The 25611-nt window shown below is 69.8% G+C and carries 21 protein-coding genes and 2 tRNA genes; 6 read left to right on the top strand and 17 right to left on the bottom strand.

From position 1 onward, the window contains the following. Positions 1-32 precede the first annotated feature (32 nt). Together QE410_RS04680 and QE410_RS04675 are read right to left on the bottom strand one after the other, a co-directional pair. Positions 33-2240: an efflux RND transporter permease subunit gene (locus QE410_RS04680; protein WP_307328544.1), complete on the bottom strand. Its 2208-nt coding sequence runs from the start codon at positions 2238-2240 to the stop codon at positions 33-35. A 41-nt stretch (positions 2241-2281) separates the two neighbouring features. Further along, a complete protein-coding gene (locus tag QE410_RS04675; RefSeq protein ID WP_307328541.1) occupies positions 2282-2731 on the bottom strand; it encodes a hypothetical protein in 450 nt (149 codons plus the stop codon). Positions 2732-2876: 145 nt separating this feature from the next. Here QE410_RS04675 and QE410_RS04670 point away from each other — a divergent pair, with 145 nt between their 5' ends. Further along, complete coding sequence (locus QE410_RS04670) at positions 2877-3986, top strand: IS1249 family transposase (RefSeq protein WP_307328537.1); 1110 nt, start codon at positions 2877-2879, stop codon at positions 3984-3986. Between the two features lie 103 nt (positions 3987-4089). Here QE410_RS04670 and QE410_RS04665 read toward each other — a convergent pair. The 11 genes from QE410_RS04665 to QE410_RS04615 all read right to left on the bottom strand — a co-directional run bounded on the left by QE410_RS04665 (position 4090) and on the right by QE410_RS04615 (position 14355). Next, positions 4090-4162: transfer RNA gene (locus tag QE410_RS04665), tRNA-Thr, on the bottom strand. Positions 4163-4239: 77 nt separating this feature from the next. Further along, complete coding sequence (gene deoC / locus QE410_RS04660; RefSeq protein WP_307328534.1) at positions 4240-4911, bottom strand: deoxyribose-phosphate aldolase; 672 nt, start codon at positions 4909-4911, stop codon at positions 4240-4242. Between the two features lie 45 nt (positions 4912-4956). Then, positions 4957-6498 carry an alpha/beta hydrolase gene (locus tag QE410_RS04655; protein ID WP_307328531.1) on the bottom strand — a complete coding sequence of 514 codons (1542 nt, stop codon included), beginning with the start codon at positions 6496-6498 and terminating at the stop codon, positions 4957-4959. After that, positions 6495-7673: a DNA polymerase III subunit delta' gene (locus QE410_RS04650; protein WP_307328528.1), complete on the bottom strand. Its 1179-nt coding sequence runs from the start codon at positions 7671-7673 to the stop codon at positions 6495-6497. Before QE410_RS04650 ends, QE410_RS04655 begins: the two co-directional genes overlap by 4 nt. Positions 7674-7796: 123 nt before the next feature. After that, a complete protein-coding gene (tmk, locus tag QE410_RS04645; protein WP_307328525.1) occupies positions 7797-8471 on the bottom strand; it encodes a dTMP kinase in 675 nt (224 codons plus the stop codon). Continuing rightward, positions 8468-11380 carry a type I DNA topoisomerase gene (topA, locus tag QE410_RS04640; protein ID WP_307328522.1) on the bottom strand — a complete coding sequence of 971 codons (2913 nt, stop codon included), beginning with the start codon at positions 11378-11380 and terminating at the stop codon, positions 8468-8470. The genes tmk and topA overlap by 4 nt, the downstream gene beginning before the upstream one ends. Positions 11381-11439: 59 nt before the next feature. Beyond that, positions 11440-11769 (bottom strand): Rv3654c family TadE-like protein, encoded by a 330-nt coding sequence (locus QE410_RS04635; RefSeq protein ID WP_307328519.1) that lies wholly within the window; start codon positions 11767-11769, stop codon positions 11440-11442. Further along, complete coding sequence (locus QE410_RS04630) at positions 11769-12098, bottom strand: TadE family protein (RefSeq protein WP_307328516.1); 330 nt, start codon at positions 12096-12098, stop codon at positions 11769-11771. The genes QE410_RS04635 and QE410_RS04630 overlap by 1 nt, the downstream gene beginning before the upstream one ends. Continuing rightward, a complete protein-coding gene (locus QE410_RS04625; protein WP_307328513.1) occupies positions 12095-12331 on the bottom strand; it encodes a DUF4244 domain-containing protein in 237 nt (78 codons plus the stop codon). The genes QE410_RS04630 and QE410_RS04625 overlap by 4 nt, the downstream gene beginning before the upstream one ends. 144 nt (positions 12332-12475) lie before the next feature. Then, entirely contained in the window at positions 12476-13372 is an 897-nt protein-coding gene (locus QE410_RS04620) for a type II secretion system F family protein (protein ID WP_307328510.1), read from the bottom strand. Between the two features lie 2 nt (positions 13373-13374). Continuing rightward, positions 13375-14355 (bottom strand): TadA family conjugal transfer-associated ATPase, encoded by a 981-nt coding sequence (locus tag QE410_RS04615; RefSeq protein ID WP_373459320.1) that lies wholly within the window; start codon positions 14353-14355, stop codon positions 13375-13377. Between the two features lie 478 nt (positions 14356-14833). Between QE410_RS04615 and acs the strand changes: the two genes are divergently transcribed. Then, a complete protein-coding gene (gene acs / locus QE410_RS04610) occupies positions 14834-16801 on the top strand; it encodes an acetate--CoA ligase (protein WP_307328508.1) in 1968 nt (655 codons plus the stop codon). A 116-nt stretch (positions 16802-16917) separates the two neighbouring features. On the opposite strand, the gene QE410_RS04605 is transcribed toward acs, so the two are convergent. From QE410_RS04605 to QE410_RS04595, 3 genes are all read right to left on the bottom strand, one after another. Continuing rightward, positions 16918-17709, bottom strand: coding sequence for a hypothetical protein (locus QE410_RS04605; protein ID WP_307328503.1), 792 nt, complete (start codon positions 17707-17709; stop codon positions 16918-16920). 158 nt (positions 17710-17867) lie between these two features. Next, positions 17868-18335: a RidA family protein gene (locus tag QE410_RS04600; protein ID WP_307328501.1), complete on the bottom strand. Its 468-nt coding sequence runs from the start codon at positions 18333-18335 to the stop codon at positions 17868-17870. Next, a complete protein-coding gene (locus tag QE410_RS04595; protein ID WP_058232572.1) occupies positions 18332-18550 on the bottom strand; it encodes a DUF4177 domain-containing protein in 219 nt (72 codons plus the stop codon). Before QE410_RS04595 ends, QE410_RS04600 begins: the two co-directional genes overlap by 4 nt. A gap of 117 nt (positions 18551-18667) precedes the next feature. Between QE410_RS04595 and QE410_RS04590 the strand changes: the two genes are divergently transcribed. The 4 genes from QE410_RS04590 (at position 18668) to QE410_RS04575 (ending at position 24220) form a co-directional block, all read left to right on the top strand. Next, positions 18668-21367 carry a transglycosylase domain-containing protein gene (locus tag QE410_RS04590; protein ID WP_307328495.1) on the top strand — a complete coding sequence of 900 codons (2700 nt, stop codon included), beginning with the start codon at positions 18668-18670 and terminating at the stop codon, positions 21365-21367. Then, positions 21358-22287, top strand: a complete 930-nt coding sequence (locus QE410_RS04585) for a metallophosphoesterase (RefSeq protein ID WP_373459319.1) — start codon at positions 21358-21360, stop codon at positions 22285-22287. The genes QE410_RS04590 and QE410_RS04585 overlap by 10 nt, the downstream gene beginning before the upstream one ends. 115 nt (positions 22288-22402) lie before the next feature. Continuing rightward, positions 22403-23923: a hypothetical protein gene (locus QE410_RS04580; protein ID WP_307328486.1), complete on the top strand. Its 1521-nt coding sequence runs from the start codon at positions 22403-22405 to the stop codon at positions 23921-23923. Between the two features lie 220 nt (positions 23924-24143). Beyond that, positions 24144-24220 (top strand) — tRNA-Pro (locus QE410_RS04575). Positions 24221-24353: 133 nt separating this feature from the next. Here the strand turns inward: QE410_RS04575 and QE410_RS04570 are convergent. Then, positions 24354-25433 carry an IS1249 family transposase gene (locus QE410_RS04570; RefSeq protein ID WP_307334339.1) on the bottom strand — a complete coding sequence of 360 codons (1080 nt, stop codon included), beginning with the start codon at positions 25431-25433 and terminating at the stop codon, positions 24354-24356. Between the last annotated feature and the right edge of the window lie 178 nt (positions 25434-25611).

Raw genomic sequence — 25611 nt, 5'->3', positions numbered from 1 at the left:
GCGCGCCGCCGTGTGTTCGATGGTCGTCTCCGTCATCGCCGTCCTCGCTGCGCCGGCCACCAGATGCGGTGCCCGAGGTCGTACGCCAGCGCCGGCACGAGCAACGATCGCACGACGAAGGTGTCGAGCAGCACCCCGAAGGCGACGATGAAGGCGATCTGCGCGAGGAACAGGATGGGGATGACTCCCAGGGCGGCGAACGTCGCCGCCAGCACGAGTCCCGCCGAGGTGATGACGCCGCCGGTGGCGACGAGACCGCGCAGGATTCCCGGCCGGGTGCCGTGCACGAGCGACTCCTCGCGCACCCTCGACATGAGGAAGATGTTGTAGTCGACCCCGAGCGCCACCAGGAAGACGAAACCGTAGAGCGGGACCGACGGATCGGCGCCGGGGAAGCCGAGGACGCCGTCGAACACCAGCGCGCTGACGCCCAAGGCCGCGCCGAACGACACGATCACCGTGCCGATGAGAAGCAGCGGCGCGAACACGGCTCGCAACAGGGCCATGAGGATGAGCAGGATGACGACGAGCACGATCGGGATGATGAGGGTGCGGTCGCGAATCGCCGTGTCGATCGAATCGATGTCGGTCGCGGTCACGCCGCCCACGATCGCAGTCCCCTCCCCGAGGTCCGCGCTCAGCGACGAGCGGAGCTGACGCACGGTGTCGTCGGCGGCGGACGAATCCGCCGTGTCGGCGAGGGTGGCGGCCAGCAGCACGTCTCCGTCGGACACCGTCGGAGCCGGAGCGGGAGTGCCGGGCGCGCCGAGGGCCGTCGTCACGAGCGCGCCGTCGTCGGCCGCGACCGGCGCTTCGCCGCCGGGCGCGTCAGACGAGAGCACCCCGATGCCGTCGATGCCCGGGGTGCGTTCCAGCACCGCGATCGCGTCGGCGGCACGGTTCTGCGGCACCAGCACATACGCGGGGCTGCCGGAGCCACCGGGGAAATGCGCCGCGAGCGCGGCCTGCCCGTCGCGCGCTTCGGAGGCACCGAGAACGAGGTCGCTCGCGGGCACGCCGTCGGCACGCAGCTGCGTGACGCCCACGCACGCTGCGAGCAGGACGAGGGTGCAGACGATCCACACCGGGCGCGCGCGATGAGCGACGAAGCGCGCCTGGCGCGGCCAGAGGCCCTTCGTGGGCACGGTGAGGTCGTCGGCCAGGGCCGCGGCGCCCGGCTTGGGCGGGAACGGCCAGAATGCGGTGCGACCGAACAACGCGAGCAGTGCCGGCAAGAAGGTCAGAGCCGACAGCACCGCGAACGCGATGCCGATCGATGCGATGGGACCGAGCGCGCGATTGGTCGCCAGATCCGACAGCAGCAGGCAGAGCAGGCCCGCGATCACCGTGCCCCCGGACGCGAGGATCGGCTCGACGGCGCCCCTCCACGCCCGGATCGTGGCATCCCACCGTCGGTCGCCCTCGCCGATCGCCTCGCGGAAGCGCGCGACGTACAGCAGCGCGTAGTCGGTGGCGGCGCCGATGACGAGAATGAACAGGATGCCCTGCACCTGCCCGTTGAGAACGACGACGCCCGCGTACGCGAGCCACCACACCGTCAGCAGGGCGACGCAGAGCGCGAACACCGAGGTCGTAAGCACGAGGATCGGAAGCAACGGCGAGCGGTAGACGACGACGAGGATGACGAACACCGCAGCGAGGGCGACGACGAGCAGCAGGCCGTCGATGCCGAGGAAGCCCTTCACGAGATCGGCCGTGAACCCGGCGGGACCGGTGACCCAGACCTCCACTCCCGCGGGGGCGTCCGTCGAGGCGGCCTCACGCACCCGCTCGACCATCTCGCGGACCTCGCCGGAGCTGTCGAGCGGGACGAAGATCTGCGCCGCCTGAGCGTCGTCGGACACGACCGGCGGCGAAGCCTCGCCCACCACGCCGTCGATGCCGGCGACATCGACCGCCAGCGACCGCAGCGCGGTGACCTGTTCGTCACTGAGGGCGCTGCCGTCTGCGGTGGCCGCGACGACGATGGCGGGGATCGTGTCGCTGCCGGCGAAGTCGGGCAGACGCTCGCTGACGCGGGTGGCATCGGCCGACTGCGGCAGGAACGACGACTGGTCGTTGGTGGCGACCTCGTCGACCTTCCCGAAGAACGGCCCGCCGATCGACCCGCCCACCACCCACAGCAGCACGAGGAGGCTGGGGATGCCGACGCGCAGCCACCGCGACGGGTGGGGAGCGCGGCGGGACCGACGGCGGGCAGGGGCGGGCGAAGCGGGCATATCGCTAGCTTATCTAGCTATGTGCCGGCGGCGCCAACCCGTCATCCTCGGACGAACAACAGCACGATCGACACGATGAACGCCACCAGCCCCAGCGTCGACACCCCCGCCGCGAGAAGCGACACGAATCGCACGACGGGGGACGACCGCGTCAGACGCAGGCGGTGTGCGCTCCCCCGCCGGAAGAAGATGTCAGCCATATCGGCCGATCCGATCTTCGCGTCGTCGTGCTCCGACAGAGGCGCCTCGTTCACGCCACCCTCGTCGTCGAACCAGCGCACGACCCGACCATCGCCGACGCGTTCGATCACCGCTCGCGCGGGCAGCCAGGTGCCGTCTGCGAGGAGCAGGACAGCCGCGGCCATCGCGAGAAGAAGGCCGCCACCCAATCCCACCCACGTGAAGATCTCGATGAGGGCATCGAGCGCGTTCGACACGACAGACTCCAGCGGGTAACGGACGGGCACCGCCGCCTCAGAGGCGCGGGGCATTCCAGCCTATCGGGCGTGTCCCGCGGAGCCGGGCGCGCGACGTGCCAGGACGGGGGTTATAGGTCAGGAATAGTGGATGAATCCTCGATCTAGCCGCGTGATTCCGGGGTAGAACGGGGATCGGTATGGTCCGCGACCCTTAGTCGTGGACCTTCCCTCGAATCAGGGCTCGTGCGTGGTATGCGGGTCGAAGCTGGTGAAGAACGGACGACACCCCTCAGGAACGCAGCGGTGGCGGTGCCGGCCGTGCGGGTCCTCCACTATCCGTCGGCGCCCTGACGTTACCCGCCGCGAACAGCTGCACCGGTTCCTGACCTGGCTGATGGGCAAGGCCTCACAGGCCGAGCTCGCCAGCTCCCGCAGCGCCCGCTCGTTCCGTCGCGACACCGCGTGGTGCTGGGCCCTCGAGCCGCGCCTGCCCGTCACAGGCGAAGTACACGAGGTGATCCTGGTCGATGGGATCTGGATCGAAACGTGGTGTCTACTCATCGCCCTCACCACCACCAACACCGTCGTGGGATGGCAGTGGGCCGCCCGCGAATCGGCTGCTGCCTGGGGCGCGCTGTTCGAGAGCATTCCCGCCCCGACGGTGGTGGTCACCGACGGCGGCTCCGGGATCCGTTCCGCCCTCGCCCTGCACTGGCCCGCCACCGCCATCCAACGCTGCATCTTCCACCTGCAGCTGAACGTCACCCGCGAACTGACAAGGAACCCGCGCCTGCGCGCCGGCAAAGACCTGCGCCAGATCGCCCTCGCCCTCAGCGGCATCCACACCGTCGACGACGCCATCACCTGGCGCCTCACGCTGGAAGCCTGGTGGAAGACCTACGGGCACCTCCTGCGCGAACGCACCCTCTATGACAACGGCCACTTCGGTTACACCCACAAACCGCTCCGCAAAGCCTGGGCGATCTTGCACCGCGTCGCCGAGAACGAACACATGTTCACCTTCATCCGCCACGACGCCCCGCGCACCACCTCACGCCTCGAAGGACTCAACGCCCAGATCAGGCACCTCCTTCGCCATCACCGGGGCATGCCGATCCAGCATCAACGCCGCGCCGTCGAATGGTTCCTGCTGCTGCACGAAGTCCCCATCGACCACGCCCACAGCTACGCCCACGCCCCCACAACGCCAACCCCGCACGAGGACGCCACCATCGACCTCGAGGACCCCACCCCAACCCTCTACGACAACGGCCTCGACGCCACCGAAGGCCTCTGGCTCAGAACAGGATGGGCAGGACGAGGATGACACGCCCGACCCCATCCACTATTTCTGGCCTATAAGCCCAGGACGGGCCGCCGTCGGATGACAGAAAGGCCCCCACCCGGTGGAAGCGGGTGGGGGCCTTCGGAGCCGCCTAAGGGAATCGAACCCTTGACCTATTCATTACGAGTGAATCGCTCTGCCGTCTGAGCTAAGGCGGCATGTGCGCGCTGTCGCGTGCACGATCATCGATCTTACATGCTCCCGGAGGTCCGAGCGCACACGCTCCGATCAGCGGTCAGTAGTCGCCCGTCGCGGAACGGTCGGCGAGGATGTCGCGACTGGAGGACAGCCCCAGCCGGGTCGCCCCCGCGGCGATCATCTGCTCGGCGGCGGCGCGGGTGCGCACACCCCCGGAGGCCTTGACCTGGGCGCGGTCTCCGACGGTGCGCTTCATCAGCTCGACCGCGTGCACGCTCGCCCCGCCGGCCGGGTGGAAACCCGTCGACGTCTTGACGAAGTCGGCGCCGGCGGCGACGGCCTTCTCGCACACGGCGATGATCGCCTCATCGGAGAGCGCCGCCGACTCGATGATGACCTTGAGCACGGTGGGCGTCGGGGCGGCCTCGCGCACGGCACGGATCTCGGCCTCGACGTGGTCGTAGCGCCCCTCGACGGCGGCGCCCACGTCGATGACCATGTCGATCTCATCGGCGCCTTGCGAGACCGACAGCGCTGCCTCGGCCGCCTTGATCTCGGCGTGGTGCGTGCCGCTGGGGAACCCGCAGACGACGGCGAGCTTCAGACCCGCGGGCACGTCGATCGGGAGGAACGACGGCGAGATGCACACGCTGTACGTGCCGAGCTCGGCACCTTCGGCGATCAGTCGCTCGACGTCGGCGCGGGTGGCCTCGGGCTTGAGCAGGGTGTGGTCGATGTACGTCGCCAGGTCGGCGATGGGCGCGGTCATGGGGGTCTCCTCCGGGGTGTGACGAAAAAAGCCTAGGCGCGGTCGCTATCCGCAGCGCAGCCCGGCGTCGGGGACGGTGCCGTCGACGAGGTAGTCGTCGACGGCACCGTTCACGCAGGCGTTGCCCTTGTTGTAGGCCAGGTGCCCTTCACCGACGTAGGTGACGAGCACGCCCTGCGACAGCTGCTCGGCGAGCGCCTGGGCCTCGGTGTAGGGGGTGGCCGGGTCGCCGGTGGTGCCGAGGACGACGATCGGGGGCGAGCCGGGCGCCGTGATCTCCGCTCGGGTACCCGTCGGGGGCGCGGGCCACGCGCCGCACGGATCGGGGCCCACCCAGTAGGGTGCGATGACCGGGGCCTTCTGCGCGAGCTCCGCTTCCAGCGCCTCATCGTCCGTGTCGCCCTCGTCGGGATAGTCGACGCAGTTGTACGCGCGCAGCGCTTCGAGCGTGTTGCTCGGGTACTGCCCGTTCTCGCGGCCGTTGTAGAAATCCGCGAGCTGGACGGCCACCGAGGCGTCGCCGTTCTGCGCGTCGGTGAGCGCGATGCGCAGGTAGGGCCAGCTCTGGTCGCTGTAGAGCGCTGCGAGGACCGCCGTCACGAGGGTGTCCGCGCCGAGGCGGCGTCCGTCGCCCGTGTCGAGGGGTCGCGCGTCGACCCGCTGCAGCAGTGAGCTCAGGTCGCTCATCGCGTCGTCGACGGAACCGCCGAAGGGGCAGTCCGAGCGTGTCAGGCAGTCCGCCATGAACGCCCGCAGCGCGTTCTCGAACCCGACGGCCTGCGCGATCCCGCTCTCGCTGCCGGGCAGGCTCGGGTCGATGCCCCCGTCGAGGACCATGCGTCCGACCCGTTCGGGGAAGAGACCGGCATAGGTGGCACCCAGCAGCGACCCGTAGGAGAAACCGAGGTAGTTCAACGTCGCGTCGCCCAGCACGGCCCGCAGCAGATCCATGTCGCGCGCCGAGTTCTCGGTGGAGACGTACGGCAGGATGCCGTCGCTCCCGGCCTCGCAGGCCTGGGCGAAGTCGGCCTGCCGCTGCTCGAGCGCCGCGTTGCGTTCCTCGCTGCCGCGCGCGCCCGGCGGGATGTCGTACAGGAAAGCATCCATGCCGGCGGCGTCGTAACACCGGACCGCGGTGGACTGCCCCACCCCCCGCGGATCGAAACCGATCACGTCGTACGAGGAGGTCAGTTCTTCGTCGGCGACGAGCGACAGCGAATCGCGCACGGTGTCGACCCCGCTCACACCGGGTCCGCCGGGATTGGTGAGCAAGGAGCCGAGGGGCTCCCCCGACGTCGCGCGGTGCCGGATGACGGCCAGATCGAGATCGCCGGCCGATGGGTCGGCGTAGTCGCGCGGAGCGGTGACCGTGGTGCAGTCGAAGCCGGCGCTACCGCACTCGGTCCACGTCAGCGTCTGCCCGTAGTACGGCAGCAGGGCCGCGTCGACATCGTCGGTCTGCGGAGCGAGGGAACGCCCCGTGTCGGGCGCCATCGGCGGGATCTGCGCGTAGAGGCACCCCGACAGGGCCAGGGCGAGGCCGGCCAGCACCGCGACGGACGCCGCCGCGCGGCGGCGCAGGCTCACGGCGCCGACCCGTTCGCCACGGTGATCATGAGACTCTCCAGGGCCAGCAACGGGGCGGCGTTCTGCTCGAGGTTGCGGCGCGTGACCGAGATGCGGTCGAGCACCCGGAGGGTGCGAGCCGGCGTCCACTCGGCGGCGAGGGCGCGCAGGGCGTCGACCCGCTCGCTGTTGACGAGGTCCGCCTCGCGGCCGTACTGGATCATCACCACGTCGCGGAACAACGACTGCAGGTCGGTGAGCACCCGGTCGATGCCGTCGCGGAGGCTGCGAGTGGCCCGTCGCTTCTGATCGTCTTCGAGGGCGTTGACCTGCCCGCGGACCGAGGGCGGGACGGCGGCTCCCTCGGCGACGCCGAGCATGCGCAGGAGCGCACGACGCTCTTCGTCGTCACGGGTGGCGGTGAGGGCTTTGGCGTCGTCGGTGGCGACGCGCATGATGCGGCCGGCGACGTCGACGGCGTCTCCGATCCCCCTCACGGCGAGCACGGCGGCGAGGGTCTCGGCGCGTCGCGTGCGGGCGTCGTCATCGGTCGCGAGGCGCTGAGCCATGCCGATGTGGCGCTGCGCGTGACGCGCGGACTCCTCGGCGACCTCGGCCGAGACGCCGGTGCGTTCCACGATCAGCGCCGCGACGTCGGCGACCGTGGGTTCGCGCAGTCTCAGGACCCGCACGCGCGAGCGGATGGTGGGCAGCAGATCGGCGTCGCTCGGCGCGCACAGCACCCACACGGTCTTCTCGGGCGGCTCTTCGAGGGCTTTGAGCAGCACGTTCGACGTGCGCTCCGCCATACGGTCGGCGTCTTCGACGACGATCACGCGGTGACGCCCGAGCGAGGGCGCGAACGACGCACGCTCCACGAGACGACGTGCCTCCTCGATGCGGATCACGACCTGCTCCGTGCGCAGCGCGGTCAGGTCGGGATGGGTGCGCGCGAGCACCTGCTGCTGCGCGCGCTCGTCGCCCGGATCGGCGATCAGCGCGGCGGCGAAAGCGTAGGCCAGGGTGGAGCGGCCCGATCCCGGCGGGCCCGTGATGAGCCAGGCATGGGCGAGAGCGGAAGGATCGGATGCCGCCGTGCGCAGCGTTTCGACGGCGTCGTCCTGACCCCAGACCGCGTCCCAGGGGAAGGCCGCCGCGCCGGCGGACGACGGCCACGGGTCGAGGGCGACAGACATGGGCTCCAGCCTAACGGCGGGGTACGACACCCCTGCTGGCCGTCGACTGTGGATCGCGTGCGCCGGACGGCGTCGGCCGCGCCGGTGCGTGCGAAGCGGGCGGGTGCGCCTCGTGCGGTGTCGTCAGCCCAGGCGCTCGGCCACGGCGTTGCGCACGCGCGCAGCGAGTTCTTCGGGAGCGGCTCGCGCATCGAGCACCAGGAAACGCCCCGGCTCGTCGGCCGCAAGGGAGAGGAACCCCTCACGCACGCGCGCGTGGAACTCCTCCTTCTCGGCTTCGAGCCGGTCGAAGGGCTTGTCGGCGGCGTCCAGACGGCGGCGTGCGGCCGCCGGGTCGAGGTCGAGCAGCACCGTCAGGTCGGGGAGCAGCCCGTCGGTCGCCCAGAGCGAGAGCGCACGCACGTCGTTCGCATCGAGGACGCGTCCGGCCCCCTGATAGGCGACGGACGAATCCAGGTACCGGTCCTGGATGACGACATCGCCGCGCGCGACGGCGGGCCGCACAGAGGTGGCGATGTGGTGCGCGCGGTCCGCGGCGTAAAGCAGCGCCTCAGCGCGGGGATCGATGTGGCCACGGTGGTGCAGCACGATCTCGCGGATGCGCAGGCCAAGTTCGGTTCCGCCGGGTTCGCGGGTGCGGACCACGTTCCGCCCGCGCGTGCGCACCCAGTCCTCGAGAAGCGAGGCCTGGGTGGTCTTGCCCGCACCGTCACCGCCCTCGAAGGTGATGAACAGGCCCGGTCCCCCGGCCGCCGCCGCCCGCGGGGCGTGCAGCGGCCGGGTGGGGTCGCCGGTCACGACTCCGTCGCCGGCGCCTTGCGCGTGGTCGTAGCCCGGGGCGCCGCGGCCTTGGTCGCGGTCGCCGTGGTCGCCTTCGCCGCCGCGGTCTTCGCCGCCGTCGTCCTGGTCGCGGCGGTCTTCGCCGCGGTGGTCTTCGTCGCCGTGGTCTTGGCCGCGGTCTTCGCCGCCGCCGTGGTCTTGGCCGCCGTGCTCTTGACCGCGGTCGTCTTCGCCGCCGTGGTCTTCGCCGCCGTCGTCTTGCGCGCGGTGGTCTTCTTCGGTGCCGGACCCTTCGCACGCTTGTCGGCGATCAGCTCGACGGCACGTTCGAACGAGATCTCCATCGCGTTCTCGCCGCGCGGAACCGTGGCGTTGGTCTCGCCGTCGGTGACGTACGGACCGAATCGGCCGTCCTTCAACTTGATGGGCTTGCCGCTGACCGGGTCGGCGTCGAACTCCTTCAGAGCGCTCGACGCACGTCGGGCGCCGTACTTGGGCTCGGCGTACTTGGCGATCGCCTCTTCGAGCGTGATGTCGAAGATCTGCTGCTCGTTGTCGAGCGAGCGCGAATCCGTGCCCTTCTTCAGGTACGGTCCGAAACGACCGTTCTGGGCCGTGATCTCCGCCCCCGTCTCGGGGTCTGCACCGACGACGCGCGGCAGCGACAGCAGCTGCAGGGCCGCGTCGAGATCGATCGTGTCCACCGACATCGAGCGGAACAGCGACGCGGTCCGCGGCTTCGGTGCCGCCTCTTTCTTCACGCCGCGCTTCTTCGGCTGTTCGACGACCTCGCCCGTGGCCTGATCGACCTCGTCGGGCTCCTCGGCATCCACTTCTTGCACGTACGGACCGAACCGGCCGTCCTTGACGACGACGAGCTTGCCGTTGTCGGGGTTCTCCCCCAGCACGCGGTCACCCGCCACCGGCGCCTCGATGAGCTCGCGAGCCTTCTCGGGGGTGAGCTCGTCGGGCGCGAGATCCTCGGGGATGTTGACGATGCGCGGCTTCGCCTCGGGGTCGGCACCGGCCTCACTGACCTCGAGGTACGGGCCGTACTTTCCGAAACGCAGGGTCGCGGTATCGGTGATGCGCGTGGAGTTCAGCTCCCGCGCGTCGATCTCGCCGAGGTTGTCGACGATGTGGCGCAGACCCACCTGCTTCTCGGACCCGAAGTAGAACGACTTCAGCCATTCGGTGCGGCGCTGCTCGCCGCGCGCGATCGCGTCGAGGTCGTCCTCGAGCGCCGCGGTGAAGTCGTAATCGACGAGGTCGGCGAAGTGCTCCTCGAGCAGACGCACCACGCTGAAGGCGAGCCAGCTGGGCACGAGGGCCTGTCCGCGCTTCGTGACGTAGCCACGGTCGAGGATCACACCGATGATGCTGGCGAAGGTCGAGGGACGACCGATGCCCTTCTCCTCCAGCGCCTTGACCAGGCTCGCTTCGGTGTACCGCGGCTTCGGCGACGTGCTGTGGCCCTTGGGCTCGACGTCGCTGACAGCGAGTTCGTCGCCCACGACGACGGCCGGCAGCGACTGATCGGCGTCGTCGTCGTTGCGTTTCTCGTCGGCGCCTTCTTCGTACGCCTCGAGGAACCCCTTGAAGGTGTAGACGGTGCCGGATGCCGTGAACTCGGCGAGCTGCGCCCCCGCCTGAACGGTGAGGGTGACCGTGGTCGTCTCGTACTTGGCATCCGCCATCTGACTGGCGACGGTGCGCTTCCAGATGAGGTCGTAGAGCTTCTGCTCGTCGCGGTCGAGCGACGATGCCAGGGATGCCGGCGTGCGGAACTCCTCGCCCGACGGGCGGATGGCCTCGTGGGCCTCCTGCGCGTTCTTCGACTTGCTCTTGTAGACGCGCGGGTTGGCGGGGACCGCCGTGTCGCCGTACAGCTTCACCGCCTGCGCACGGGCGGCCGAGACGGCCTGAGCCGAGAGCGCGACCGAGTCGGTACGCATATAGGTGATGAAGCCCTTTTCATACAGACGCTGTGCGACGCCCATGGCGTGCTTGGCGCTCATCGAGAGCTTGCGGCCCGCCTCCTGCTGCATCGTGGAGGTCGTGAACGGGGCGCGGGGGCTGCGGGTGCCGGGTTTGGCCTCGACCTTGGCGACGGTGGCACGACCGGCGGCGGTGACGGCCGCCGCGAGCGCGCGCGCGCCGGCCTCGTCGAGCACCACGACGGCCTTCTTGAGCTGACCGTTGTCGTCGTAATCGCCGCCGCGCGCGATGGGCGCGCCGTCGAGGCGGTTCAAACGGGTCGTGAACGACGAGCCCGCCCGCGATGCGAGCGCCTCGACGTCCCAGTACGACGCGGACACGAACGCCATGCGCTCGCGCTCGCGCTCGACGACCATGCGGGTCGCGGCGGACTGCACGCGGCCGGCGCTGAGCGCCGTGCCCTCGCGTCCGGAGCCGACCTTGCGCCACAGCACCGGCGAGACGTCCCACCCGTAGAGGCGGTCGAGCACTCGGCGGGTCTCCTGTGCATCGACGAGCGAGACGTCGAGATCGCGGGTGTGCTCGGCCGCGTCGCGGATGGCGTCCTTGGTGATCTCGTGGAAGATCATGCGGCGGACGGGGACCTTGGGCTTGAGCACCTCGAGGAGGTGCCACGCGATGGCCTCGCCCTCGCGGTCACCATCAGTGGCGAGCAGGACTTCGTCGGCGCCCTTGAGAGCCCGCTTGAGCTCTGCGACCGTCTTCGTCTTGCGGTCGTTCACGACGTAGAAAGGGTCGAAGTCGTTCTCGACGTCGATGGAGTACTTGCCGTACGCCGCCTTCTTGTCGGCCGGGATCTCCTTCTTCGATGCGAGGTCACGGATGTGCCCGACCGAGCTGAGCACTTCGTAGTCGTCGCCGAGGTATCCCTGGATCGACTTCATCTTCGTCGGGGACTCGACGATGACGAGCTTCTTGCCGTTTGCCACTGGGGTCCTTTCTTCGATGCACACCATACACACGCCTCCCTGTTCGGGTTCCGGGAGGCTCACGGGCTCGGAGTGTCGGGGGGTCCGGCCCGCGAGCGCGCATCGAATGAGATTCCACCGTACGCCCCAGCGACCATGATGGTCGCGACGAGGCCCGCCACATCGCACGTGCTGAGGTGGACATCGCCGGCCGCGGCGACCCGTCCGGCCCGCTCGCACGGCACGCCGGGCACCGCGCCGCTGGCCGCATCCGCGGCTGCGAGCGCGGCGGCGTCGGCGATGCCGGCCACCCGTCGCGCTTCGACGACGGCCCCGCCGACAACGCCGAGCGAGACGGTGACGGCGACCAACGCGGCAACGACGCCGACCGTGGAGACGCTTCCCGCCATCACCGGCCTCCGTCGAGGGCACACGCACGCGCCGTGACGGCGGGGAGCGGGAGCACCGCGCGCACCGGCGCGGTGGCGGCCACGCAGACGAGCCCGTCGCGGTGCTCCACCGATGCCTTCCCTCCGCTCGCGGAGAGACCGTCGAGCGCGTCGGCGTCGCCGCGGCTGAGGAGGCGGGCGGCCTCGGTCACCGCGTGCTGCAGTCGCACGGTCGCGGTCGCCGTGCCGAGCAGGCCGACGCCGAGGGCCAAGACGACGACGACAGCGGGAAGGGCCACCGCGAATTCGGCCGCGACGGCGCCGCGGTCGTCGAGCAGACGCGGTGTCATTGCACGGTGAGCGCGCGGCGCACGAGGTCGGTGAGGATGCCGCGGACCTCGTCGCTGCGCATGATGACGACCAGGAGCCCGGCGAAGGCGACGGCCGCCATCGTCGCGATGGCGTACTCGGCCGTGGCGGCGCCGCGGTCGTCGAGGAAGAGCGCGCCGGCGCGTGCGGTCGTCAGGGGCGGCAGGCCGAGACGAGCGTCGCCGGAACGGGGAACGAACGAGAACGGGGACATGAGACTCCTGTGGGTCGAGGGTGATCGGTGAGGGATGGCACGGGTGGAGGGTTCGAGCGCGCATGCTCCGACGTGCGGGTCGGCGCCGTCGAGGCAATGGGTGCGAGGGGTGTGTCGTCGGAGAAGCCGGCGGGGAGGAGCGGATCACGGCAGCGCACCGGACTGGAGGACGCCGAGCATCATCGGCACGACTCCGAGGAGGAGGAAAGCGGGAAGCGTGCACACGCCCAGCGGCAGCAGCAGACGCGTGGACAGCCGTGCCGCCGCGGTGCGCCCCTCCGTCCGTGCGCGGTGGCGGGCCAGCCACGCATCGGCGCGGAGCAACTCCGCCGCGGGAACGCCCGCACGGTGGGCGAAGTCGACCGTGCGAGCCGCCTCATCCGCCGGCTCGTCGTCGGAGGCCGAGCGGGGCAGCACCGCATCGACCAGATCGCGCGCGCGGTCGGCGGACGCGCCGGCCGAAAGGGCAACGGCCCAGAGTTCCGCCCGCAGGCCCGGGACCGACGTGGGAGGCCGAGCTCGACGCGAGAGCCGTCGCGACCACGCCTGGGCGACCACGACGAGCGTCACGCCCGCTCCGAGGCAGGACATCCCCCTGACATCCGAGAACAGGATGCCGACGGGGTCGAACCCGAGCGCGGCCCCCAGCGGGATGCCCAGGACCGGTAGCCAGCCGAGCAGTCGGGCCGTCGCCACGGGCTCCGCCAGCGCCACGCCGACATCGGCCCTGACCTCGGCCGCGTCGCGGAGGGCTCCCCCGACAGCGCGCAGCGTGTCGGCGAGCGGTGCGCCCGTCTCGACCGCGACGGTCCACACCGCCGCGGCGTCGGCCCACGCTCCGCCCGCTGCGGCCAGGACGGTCCCGACGTCGCCACCGGCCCCGGCGGCCCGCGCTGCGGCGGTCACGAGGGGGCCGCCATCTTCGGCGAGGTACGTCCAGGCTCTCGTCGAGGGCAACCCGGCGGACAGCAGGACGGCCAGCCGCATGATCGTCTCGATGGCATCGGGCGGCACCGCCGACCCGGCCGCCCGCCCGGCCACGGTCACATCCACCGCCCGGGCTCGATGGTGATGCGCCCCGCGCGCACCACGGGACGCCCCCACCCCGTCATCCGCCGGCGTCCGGCCACCCGCTCGACGTGGATGACGGCATCAATCGCGCTGGCGGTCTGCCGCGCCGTCGCCGCGGCATCCATTCCCGCCAGCGCCCCGAGGGCCTCCAAGCGCGCCGCGACGTCGGTCAGCCCGCTCGCATGCAGGGTGCCCGCCCCGCCATCGTGACCGGTGTTCAACGCCATCAGCAGTTCGCGCAATTCCTCCCCCCGGCACTCGCCGACCACCAGCCGGTCGGGCCGCATCCGCAGTGCTTCACGCACGAGGCGGGCGAGAGGGATGCCGCCGGCACCCTCGATGTTGGGTTGACGGGCTTCGAGTGCCACGTGATGCGGGTGGGCCGGACGCAGTTCGGCCACCTCTTCGACCGTGATGATGCGTTCCGTCGACGGCACGCACGCGAGCAGGGCGGACAGCAGCGTCGTCTTACCGGCCCCCGTGGCGCCGGCGATCAGGACGTTCTCGCGACGGGCGACCAGTTCTTCGAGGTACGCGCGTTGCGCAGCGGACAGCATCCCTCCCCGCTCGAGGTCGGACAGACCCGGCGCGTCCCACCGCGGCACGCGCACCGACAGCGTCGTTCCGGTCGCGGCGACCGGCGCGAGCACGGCGTGGACCCGCACCCCGCGCTCGAGTCGGACGTCGACGCACGGTGCGGCGTCGTCGAGATGGCGGCCGCCCAGCGCGATCAGGCGAATCGCGATCCGGCGCACTTCATCCTCGCTCGCCTGCCAGGAGGGTACGCGCACCGCACCGTCTCCGCGGTCGACGAAGAGTCCTCGATCGCCGTTGATGAACAGATCCGTGACGTCGGGATCGTCGAGGAACGGCCGCAAGAAGGTCAGGGCCGGATCCCGCCACGCCATGGCGGCGGCCGTCGTCGTGTGCGGAGAGGGAGCGATCGAGGACATGCCGACGACCGTAGAGACGACACCCCCGGGCGCGGAGGCCCGACGGGGCGATCCGTGGACGGCGGGTGCGATCGAGCCTCTGGGGAGGAGCTCGCACGGTTCCCCGCGCCTCTCATAAGCCGCACAGGGGATCCGCACACGACCCGGCGGGAGGGACCGGTGGCCAACCGCGAGGCGAAAAAGAAGGGGGCGGCATCCCGTCAGTGGGGGGCGAGGGATGCCGCCGTGCGCCGGAGGAATATTGGGGGGCTCCCCCCGACGCAAATGCCGGAAGCGATGTTCGGGCCTGCCTAGATTACGCAATGGAAATTGATCTAACCAACTCCACACACCCATCCACGGCGATATATCACCTGTTTCGTCTTATTCGAGATGCCAACTATCGGAGGTGGCCCGCGCCGGGGGCGGTCGATAGCGTGACCGGGGTGATGACGCCAAGCGCTGACGCGGGCGTCACGTGATGCGAAGGAGCGCCGCGATGAGCAGCCAGATCGACCACCTCCTGTCCGAATCCCGTCGGTTCCCGCCGCCGGCCGCATTCGTCGAACACGCCGTGGGAGACCGCGCCCTGTACGAGCACGCGTCCGCCGACCGGGAAGGGTTCTGGGCCGATCAGGCGCGGGAGTTGCACTGGCACACGCCGTTCACCCGAGTACTGGACTGGTCGAACCCGCCCTTCGCCGAATGGTTCGCCGACGGCGAGCTGAACGTGGCCTACAACTGCCTCGACCGCCACGTCGAGGCCGGAAACGGCGATCGCATCGCCCTGCGCTGGGAAGGCGAACCCGGCGACACGCGCAACGTCACCTACGCCGAGCTCACCGACGAGGTCAAACGGCTCGCGAACGTGCTCACCGATCTGGGTGTCGAGCAGGGCGACCGGGTCGCGCTGTACCTGCCCATGATCCCCGAGGCGATCGCCTCGATGCTGGCGGTCGCCCGCATCGGCGCGGTGCACTCCGTCGTGTTCGGCGGATTCTCCGCCGACAGCCTGCGCGCGCGCATCGACGACGCCGGGGCGAAGGTCGTCATCACCGCCGACGGCGGCTGGCGCAAAGGCAAGGTCTCGCCCCTCAAGCCCGCCGTCGACCAGGCCCTGGCCGATCGCAACGGATCCGGCATCCAAGAAAGCGTCGAGCACGTCATCGTGGTCAAACGCGGCGGCAACGACGTCGAGTGGACCGACGGGCGCGACCTGTGGTGGCACGACATCGTGCCGCCGGCGTCCGCCGAGCACGAGGCGCGGGCTTTCCCCGCCGAGACGCCGCTGTTCATCCTGTACACCTCCGGTACCACGGGGAAGCCGAAAGGGATCCTCCACACCTCGGGGGGCTACCTCACCCAGGCGGCGTTCACGAACCGCGTCGTCCATGACGTCCACCCCGAGAGCGATGTCTACTGGTGCACCGCCGACATCGGCTGGATCACCGGTCACACCTACGTCGCGTACGGTCCCCTCGCCAACGGTGCGACACAGCTGCTGTACGAGGGCACACCCGACACACCCCACCCCGGCCGCTGGTGGGAGTTGATCGAGAAGCACGGCGTCACGGTCTTCTACACCGCCCCCACCGCGATCCGTTCCTTCATGAAGATCGGACGTGACGTGCCGCAGAAGTTCGATCTGTCGTCGTTGCGACTGCTCGGCTCGGTCGGCGAGCCCATCAACCCCGAGGCGTGGATCTGGTACCGCGAGATCATCGGCGCCGACGAGACGCCCATCGTCGACACGTGGTGGCAGACCGAGACAGGGGCCATCATGATCTCGGCTCTGCCGGGCGTCACCGAGACGAAGCCCGGCTCCGCTCAGGTCCCGGTGCCCGGTATCTCGATCGCCGTCGTCGACGACAGCGGGGAGCCCGTCGCCAACGGCAGCGGGGGTCTGCTGGTGGTGACCGAGCCATGGCCGAGCATGCTGCGCGGTATCTGGGGCGATCCCGACCGCTACCGCGAGACGTATTGGGAGAAGTTCGCCGACAAGGGGTACTACTTCGCCGGCGACGGCGCACGACTCGACGACGACGGTGACGTCTGGCTGCTCGGGCGCGTGGACGACGTGATGAACGTCTCCGGCCACCGCCTGTCGACCGCCGAGATCGAGTCGGCGCTGGTGGGCCACGAAGGCGTAGCGGAAGCGGCGGTGGTGGGAGCATCCGACGAGACGACGGGCCAGGCGGTGGTCGCGTTCGTGATCATCAAGAGCCGCTACCTGAAGCAGAACGCCGTCGAGGGACTCGGAGACGAGCTGCGCCGGTGGGTCGGCGAGCAGATCGGCCCCATCGCGCGCCCTCGCGACGTCTACATCGTCGGCGAGTTGCCCAAGACCCGTTCGGGCAAGATCATGCGCCGCCTGCTGCGCGACGTTGCCGAGGGTCGCGAAGTCGGAGACACCACGACCCTGGCGGACACCGCCGTGATGAGCGTCATCAGCGCCCAGGTGAAATGACACCGGATCCGTGGATGCCGGACGTGTCGGCATCCACGGAGGGCACCACGCACGATGTGCCCGCCCGCGGACAGGAAAACGGGGCCGTTCGGACGAACGGCCCCGTTTCAACGTCGTCAGACCGAGCGGCGACGGCGGAGCAGGAGGATGACGGCACCCGCCGCCAGAGCACCCGCGGCGATCAGGGCGATGGGAAGCAGAGCGGCGCCGGACATACCGGTGGCCGCGAGCGAACCCTTACCCGACTGGCTGTTCGCGGCCGGCACGGGAACCGCGGTCGAGGTGGCCGTCGGCGTGGCGGTCGGCGCGGCCGTCGGCGTCGAGGTGGCCGTCGGCGTAGCGGTCGGAGTCGGGCCACCGGTCGGGGCCGTCGTCGGCGAGGCCGTCGGCTGCGCGGTCGGCGCGACCGTCGGCTGGGCGGTGGGCGCGATCGTCGGCTGAGCGGTCGGTGCGACGGTGGGCGTCGGGGTGGGCGTCGGCGGCAGGTCGCAGCCGATCACCGTGACCCGCGAGTCCCACGCCGTGATGACGCCCGAGGTCCACTCGGGGTCGCCGCCACGCGACGACGAACCGAACGCGACACCCGCGGTGGTGTCGAGGTCGCTGCAGTCGTACCCGTCGAACGACGCCGACCAGGTCCAGGTCTCACCGGGCGCGAAGCGCTTCTCGCTGAAGGTCTCGACCCACCCGTTGGTCTGGGCGACCGTCGCCGAGCCGTACGCGGTGACGGCCGAGGTGTTCTTCGCCCAGACCGCGACGTAGACCTCGTCGGGCGTGGTGAAGTCCAGCGTGACCCGCACATCGCCCGTGATGTCGGCTGCGTAGGCAGCGGGGACGCTGATCCCGGCGCCGACCGCGAGAGCGAGCGCCGTTGCGCCGGCCGCCCAGAATTTCGTCGTCTTCTTCATGTTTCCCCGATTTCCCCTAAGAATGCGCCCCGCATTGCGTGGCGAAAGGCAGACGCAGATGCGCCTCCCCGTAAATACCCTAATAGGAGGATCTGGAGATTCTGAAAAATCGGGAAATACGGTACGTTACGCTCTCATTTCTCGAGCGCCCGACCATTTCATGCGACGGCGAAAACGACCTCGACCTCGACCGGGCTGTCCAACGGCAGGACCGGCACGCCGACCGCCGAGCGCGCGTGAGCGCCCGCCTCGCCGAACACCTCGCCGAGGAACTCGCTCGCCCCGTTGATGACGCCGGGCTGCCCCGTGAAGTCGGGAACGGATGCCACGAAGCCCGTGATCTTCAGCACACCGACGAGATTGTCGACGCCGCCGACGACGGCCGCCGCCGCAGCCAGCGCGTTGAGGGCGCACTGGCGGGCGTAGGTCTTGGCATCCGCGGGGTCGACGAGGCCCTCGCCCAACCCGACCTTGCCGGTGGCGGGGAGAGCCCCCTCGATCATGGGCAGCTGCCCCGAGGTGTACACGAGGTCGCCGTGACGCTTCGCGGGAATGTAGGCGGCGACGGGCGGCACGACGCCGGGGACCTCCACCCCCAGCTCGGCGAGACGCTCCGAGACGCTCACTGCTGGCCCTCGAACTGGCGCGCGGCCGCCTCGGCAGCACCGAGGCCGGCGTTGGCCGTGCCGCCGCCGGTGGGGCGCTTGAAATAGGCGACGAGCCCACCCTCGGGCCCGGGCACCACCTGCACGAGCTCCCACCCCTGCTTGCCCCAGTTGTTGAGGATGGCGGCGGTGTTGTGGATCAGCAGCGGCGTGGTGAGGTATTCCCACGTGGTCATGTCGGGCTCCCGGCGGTGGCTCGGAGCGCGCAGGCGTGCGCGCGCGGACGAAGGGCGTACGCGCGCGAGCGCACGCCTTCAAGGCATCGCCCAGCAACGTCGCTTAGCATCAAGCCTATGCCCGAGAACAAACGTACGGCTAGCGGTGCCCTCGGCGGCATCCTGGGCCTCGTCGGACTCAGCGCGGTCGCCGGACTCCTGGTCACCGCCGCCGTCACGCCGGCCATCGCCGTCTCCGGTGCCGCTGCCTCCAGCGCCATCACCATCTTCGACGAGATGCCCAGCTACCTGCAGCCCGACGAGCTCATGCAGCCGACGACGCTCATGGCCGGCGACCGGGTACTGGCGAAGTTCTACGACCAGAACCGCTCCCCCGTCACCTTCGAGCAGATCGCGCCCGTCATGTACGACGCCGTCCTGTCGTCGGAAGACCCGCGCTACTACCAGCACGGCGGGGTCGACCTGATCGGTACGACGCGCGCGTTGCTGAACAACGCCGCGAGCGGCGAGACGCAGGGCGGATCCTCGATCAGCCAGCAGTACGTCAAGAACGTCCTCGTGCAGCGGTGCGAGCGCGACGCGAAGGCCGTCGAGGCCACCGAGACCACCGTCGGCAAGACGCGTGACGAGGCCCTCCAGGAGTGCGCCAGCGCTGCCGTTCAGGCGGATGGCCCCGAGGGATATCAGCGCAAGCTGCAAGAGATGCGCTACGCCATCCAGCTCGAGAAGGAGTACTCGAAGGACCAGATCCTTCTGGGGTACCTCAACATCGCCAACTTCGGCGGCGTCACCTACGGCATCGACGCCGCGGCGAAGCGATACTTCAACGTCTCGGCTTCCGAATTGAACATCGGCCAGTCGGCCGTGCTCGCCGGCATGGTGCAGAACCCGAACCGCTTCCGCATCGACCGGCCCGAAGGCTCCATTTTCGACAGCGACGGAACCCCGTACAACAAGCAGCCCGACGGCTCCATCGACGATGTCGATCAGAGCACGATCCAGGCCCTCTACACCCTGCGCGACAACGGTGAGATCACGCAGGAGCAGCTCGTTGCGGCCGCCGACGGCTACAGCGAGACCAAGGGCCGTCAGCTCTACGTGCTCAGCCGCATGGAGGCCGACGGGAAGATCACGCACGAGCAGTACGTGCAGTACGCGATCGAGCCCATCACGCCGAACCTGTCGGAGACCGAGCAGGGTTGCGGCTCGTCGGGGGCGGCGTACTTCTGCCAGTACGTCGTGTCGACGATCCTCAACGACCCGGCCTTCGGCGCCGAGACCGACGACCGCGTGCGCGCCCTGCGCCAGGACGGCCTGACGATCCAGACCACGCTCGACTGGCGCATGCAGGATGCCGCGCAGAACACGATGAAAGAGAACACCCCCGAGAGCATCGAGGGGATGAAGTTCGGCTCGACCGCGGTGAGCCTCGAGGCCAAGACCGGCCGCGTCCTCGCCATCGCGCAGAACACCAAGTTCACGCAGGATCGCGAGCTTTCCGAATCCGACCCGTCGTACAACCAGATCGTCTTCGCAGGAGACTCCACCAACGGCGGTTCGATCGGCTTCCCCGTCGGGTCGACGTTCAAGCTCTTCACCCTCGTCGACTGGCTCGAGAAGGGTCACTCCCTCAACGAGTCACTGAACGGCCGCCTGCGGCCGGTGCCGAACATGACGAACTCGTGTGCCGGCAACTGGGTCAACCAGGGCGGCACGGTCATAAACAACTTCGCACGCAACCCGGGCTATGTGGGCACGCCGATGATGTTCACCCGGGACTCGCTCAACACCGGCTATCTCGCCATGGCGGCGGAGCTCGACCTGTGCGACATCGCCAAGGTCGTGAAGAAGCTGGGCGTGACCAAGGGAACCGGCGAAGACATCGAGATGCGGAACGCCAACGAGGTGATCGGCAGTGACAACGTGTCGCCGCTCGCGATGGCCGGCGCGTTCGCCACGGTCGCCAACGGCGGCACGTACTGCCAGCCGAAGGTCATCGACAAGGTCACCACGGCCGACGGTGAGGAACGCCCCATCCCGGAGCGCACGTGCGAGGCGGCACTCACGCCGGAGATCGCCGCGACGACCGCGTACGCCCTCCAGGGCGTCATGCAGGGGCAGGGCACGGGCGTCGACGCCAACCCGTACGACGGCACTCCGGTGATGGGCAAGACCGGAACGCACGAGGGCTTCCAGACGTGGATGATCGAGTCGTCGACCAACGCGACGACCGCTGTGTGGGTCGGCAACTGGGACGGTGATAAGGATCTGTTCGGGAAGTACGCCAAGGGCAACCAGCTGAGCAGCATGCGGTACGTCCTGGCGAAGGACATCCAGAGCGCCGCCAACGAGTTCTACGGCGGCGACCGCTTCCCCGACCCGGTGTCCAACCTGTTGCGCACACAGCAGCGCGACCTGCCCAACGTCGTGGGTCAGTCGATCGACAGCGCGCGATCGACCCTGACCGGCGCCGGGTTCCGCGTCACGGTGGGCGAACCCGTCGACTCCGCGTCCGGTTCCGACACCGTCGCCGCACAGAGCCCGAACGGCGGCTCGGCTCCCGCCGGATCGACCATCACGATCAACCCCGGCAATGGGCAGGGCGGCACCGTGCCGAACGTCGATGGGCAGACGGTCGCTGCCGCCCGCGCCGCTCTCGCGGCCGCCGGCTACGGCAACATCTCGATCGGCGGATGCCAACGCGACGCGAACGCCCCCGCGGAGGGCCAGGTGACCGGCACCAACCCGGCGGGCGGCAGTTCCGCCAACAAGAGCACGCCGATCGCCCTGTCGGTCGTCGCGAAGGAATGCCCGTGAGGCGCCCCCTCGTGACCGCCGCCCTCGCGCCCCTCGGGGTCGCGGGGGCGGCGGCCGTCGGGGCGGCGGTCTGGGGAGTCGGGATCGAGCGCTACCTCTTCACGGTGCGCTATCACGCGCTACGGGTGCTGCCGAAGGGCGCCGAGCCCCTCCGCGTCTTGCACGTCTCCGACGCGCACATGGCGCCGTGGCAGCACCGCAAACAGGAGTGGATGGCACGCCTGACGGAGCTGGCCCCCGATCTCGTCGTCAACACCGGCGACAACCTGGGACATCGCGACGGCCTCACGGGCATCCGCACGGCCTTCTCCCCCCTGCGGGAGGTGCCCGGGCTCGTCGTGCACGGCTCCAACGATTACCAGGAACCCGCGCCGCGCAATCCGCTCCGCTACTTCCTCGGGCCCTCGGGGAACCTTCCGGCGCACAAGCACCTCGACGTCGACGCGCTGGATCGCTTCTTCGCCGACGATCTCGGGTGGAGCATCCTCGACCACACGGCGGTCTCGTTCGAGCTCAAGGGGCTGCGCGTGACCGCGTTCGGCGTCAACGACGGCCACCGCAACTGGGACCACCCCGAGCTTCTCCCGCCGATCCTCGAAACTCTGGATGCCGCCGATCTCACCCTCGGCGTGATGCACGCGCCGTACCGTCGCACGCTCGACACCTTCATCGATCTCGGTGCCGACGTGCTGCTGGCGGGTCACACGCACGGCGGTCAGGTGCGCGTCCCGTTCAGCCGGAAGGCGCTCGTGTCGAATTGCGACATCCCGCTCGATCAGGCCCGGGGCCTGAGCGAGTGGACGCACGACGGCCGGACCGTGCCCCTGAACGTCAGCGCGGGTCTGGGCCACTCAATTTACGCGCCCGTGCGGTTCGGCTGTCGTCCGGAGGCGACGCTGTTGACGCTCCTCCCCCGCTGAGCATCCTCCCCACCTGGCGAAGGGGCCGATCCATTCACGGATCGGCCCCTTCCGCCGTTCCCGCACCCGGGTGCGGGAGCACGATCGAGTCTCCTCGAACGAAGGGACTCCTCGCATGCATCACCCTCCCCCGTCACGCCGACGCACTCTGGCCGCTCTCGGCGTGATCGCCGCCCTGCTGGGCGGACTCGCAACCGTTCCAGCCGCACAGGCCGCCGATCGGGGCACCGGCTTCGGCACCTGGGCGCCGCTGTCTCGCACGGGATGGCACGGCTCGATGCGGGTAGGCGATGTGCACACCTACTGCATCCACCCCGGGCTCCCCGTCGCCACCGACGCGACGACCGACCGCGGAATCTCGTCGGACGTCAACGGCCTGAGTCCGAAGCAACTGGTGTCGATCAACTACCTGGTCTCCACCTACGGGCAGACCGGCGATCCCGTGCAGGCCGCGGGCGTCGGATGGGCGGTCAAAGCGATCGTGGATCGCGACACCACGCTTCACTCCTGGGGGTACACCGGAGACAGCTTCCCCGAGGCGATCGACCACATCATGAGACGTGCGAGCCCCGAGAACAGTGCGGCGGTCCAGGAACACGCCGTGCGCTACCTGGCGGAAGCCGAGGCGATCAGCGTCCCCCGGGTCGGTGGCGCCCTGACGCTCACGGCCCTCGAGGACGACCCCACCCGCGGCACCGTGACCGCCGACGTGGACGCCACCGCCACCGGCACCCTGCACCTCGACAACGCCGTCTTCGCCGACACGGGCGTCGCCGACCGCTCCGACGTGCGCGCCGGACAGGTCTACGACATCGTCGCTCCCGCCTCGTCGTCGGTCGACGGCCGACCCTACGCGGTCCGCGCGACGGGCTCCTTCGCCGTGCGATCGGCGGCCATCCACTATTTCTCCACACCGGGGCAGCAGGAATCCGCCGGGCCCGCCGATCCGACGACCTTCACGCTGACGACGCAGGATGCAACGCCTCGCCCCGTGCGCTTCTCACCGCGCATCGAGACCATCGCGCGCATCGAGGGCGGCCGGTTCGTCGACCTCGTGACGGTGTCGGCGGCCGACGGTGTCTGGCCCCGCCACGCCGACGGATCCCTCGTGGTCATCTCGGCCACCGCCGACGTCTACCGCACCGGCGCCTACCCCGCCGAGTCCGTCGACATCCCCTCGAACCTCGCCCCTGTCATGCGCCTCACCCTGCGAACCGATCCGCTCACGGGGGCGGGTACCTACACGGTCGTGTCGGACGCGCTGCCGGGACCGGGCGTCTACACAGCCGTGTGGCGCGTCGAGCGTGACGATCAGGATCCCGACGTGGTCGCGAACCTGCCCCCTCACTACCGCTGGCAGGAGCGCTTCGCCTCACCCAGCCAGACCGAGCAACTCGCGCCCGAACCGCCACGCGCGGACTCCGTTGCGTCGCCCACTCCTTCACCGGCGGCGCCCGCTCCGTCGGCGCCCGCGCCGCCCGCACCGCCCGCGCCGTCCGCGCCGCCCGCCGCCTTGGCGGCGACGGGGATGTCCGCGGCATCCCTCGGTGGAGCCGGTGGGGCTGCCGCCGCCGCACTCGGACTCGGCGTCGTGGCGTGGGCCTTCGCGCGGCGGCGCTCCACCCCGAAGATCTGATCTCTGCAGGCCGCACGCGACGCTCGCCTTCCCCGGCGGCCGCGCACTCACCCCACCCGCGGCGATCCCGCCACTCCGGAATGTGCGGAGGACCGCCGCGGGTGGGCGGCACGCGGGTCTTCGCGCCGGGCTACCCAGCGGCATCCGTTGCCGCGACGCGCCCGAACCGACCCCCGGTTCGGAACACGGCCCGGAACAGGGTAGACTTTTCAAGTTGCCACGGGGTGTGGCGCAGCTTGGTAGCGCGCGTCGTTCGGGACGACGAGGCCGCAGGTTCAAATCCTGTCACCCCGACCAATAAGACATGGAACCCCTCCTCGGAGGACGGCGGTTCCACACAGCGAGACCCCGCCTCCGGACGGGGTCTCGCTGTTCGTCCAGGCAACAGATGTGGCTTATAGGCCAGAAATAGTGGATGGGGTCGGGCGTGTCATCCTCGTCCTGCCCATCCTGTTCTGAGCCAGAGGCCTTCGGTGGCGTCGAGGCCGTTGTCGTAGAGGGTTGGGGTGGGGTCCTCGAGGTCGATGGTGGCGTCCTCGTGCGGGGTTGGCGTTGTGGGGGCGTGGGCGTAGCTGTGGGCGTGGTCGATGGGGACTTCGTGCAGCAGCAGGAACCATTCGACGGCGCGGCGTTGATGCTGGATCGGCATGCCCCGGTGATGGCGAAGGAGGTGCCTGATCTGGGCGTTGAGTCCTTCGAGGCGTGAGGTGGTGCGCGGGGCGTCGTGGCGGATGAAGGTGAACATGTGTTCGTTCTCGGCGACGCGGTGCAAGATCGCCCAGGCTTTGTGGAGCGGTTTGTGGGTGTAACCGAAGTGGCCGTTGTCATAGAGGGTGCGTTCGCGCAGGAGGTGCCCGTAGGTCTTCCACCAGGCTTCCAGCGTGAGGCGCCAGGTGATGGCGTCGTCGACGGTGTGGATGCCGCTGAGGGCGAGGGCGATCTGGCGCAGGTCTTTGCCGGCGCGCAGGCGCGGGTTCCTTGTCAGTTCGCGGGTGACGTTCAGCTGCAGGTGGAAGATGCAGCGTTGGATGGCGGTGGCGGGCCAGTGCAGGGCGAGGGCGGAACGGATCCCGGAGCCGCCGTCGGTGACCACCACCGTCGGGGCGGGAATGCTCTCGAACAGCGCGCCCCAGGCAGCAGCCGATTCGCGGGCGGCCCACTGCCATCCCACGACGGTGTTGGTGGTGGTGAGGGCGATGAGTAGACACCACGTTTCGATCCAGATCCCATCGACCAGGATCACCTCGTGTACTTCGCCTGTGACGGGCAGGCGCGGCTCGAGGGCCCAGCACCACGCGGTGTCGCGACGGAACGAGCGGGCGCTGCGGGAGCTGGCGAGCTCGGCCTGTGAGGCCTTGCCCATCAGCCAGGTCAGGAACCGGTGCAGCTGTTCGCGGCGGGTAACGTCAGGGCGCCGACGGATAGTGGAGGACCCGCACGGCCGGCACCGCCACCGCTGCGTTCCTGAGGGGTGTCGTCCGTTCTTCACCAGCTTCGACCCGCATACCACGCACGAGCCCTGATTCGAGGGAAGGTCCACGACTAAGGGTCGCGGACCATACCGATCCCCGTTCTACCCCGGAATCACGCGGCTAGATCGAGGATTCATCCACTATTCCTGACCTATAACCCACAGATGTCGGATCACCGGCAGTCGCCGCCGCCCGACCGGGCCGCACTCGCCCCCG

It is taken from the genome of Microbacterium sp. SORGH_AS_1204 (assembly GCF_030818935.1).
Lineage (GTDB): Bacteria > Actinomycetota > Actinomycetes > Actinomycetales > Microbacteriaceae > Microbacterium.
Note: the sequence above shows the minus strand (reverse complement) of the source record. Positions and strands in the feature narration are given on the sequence as shown.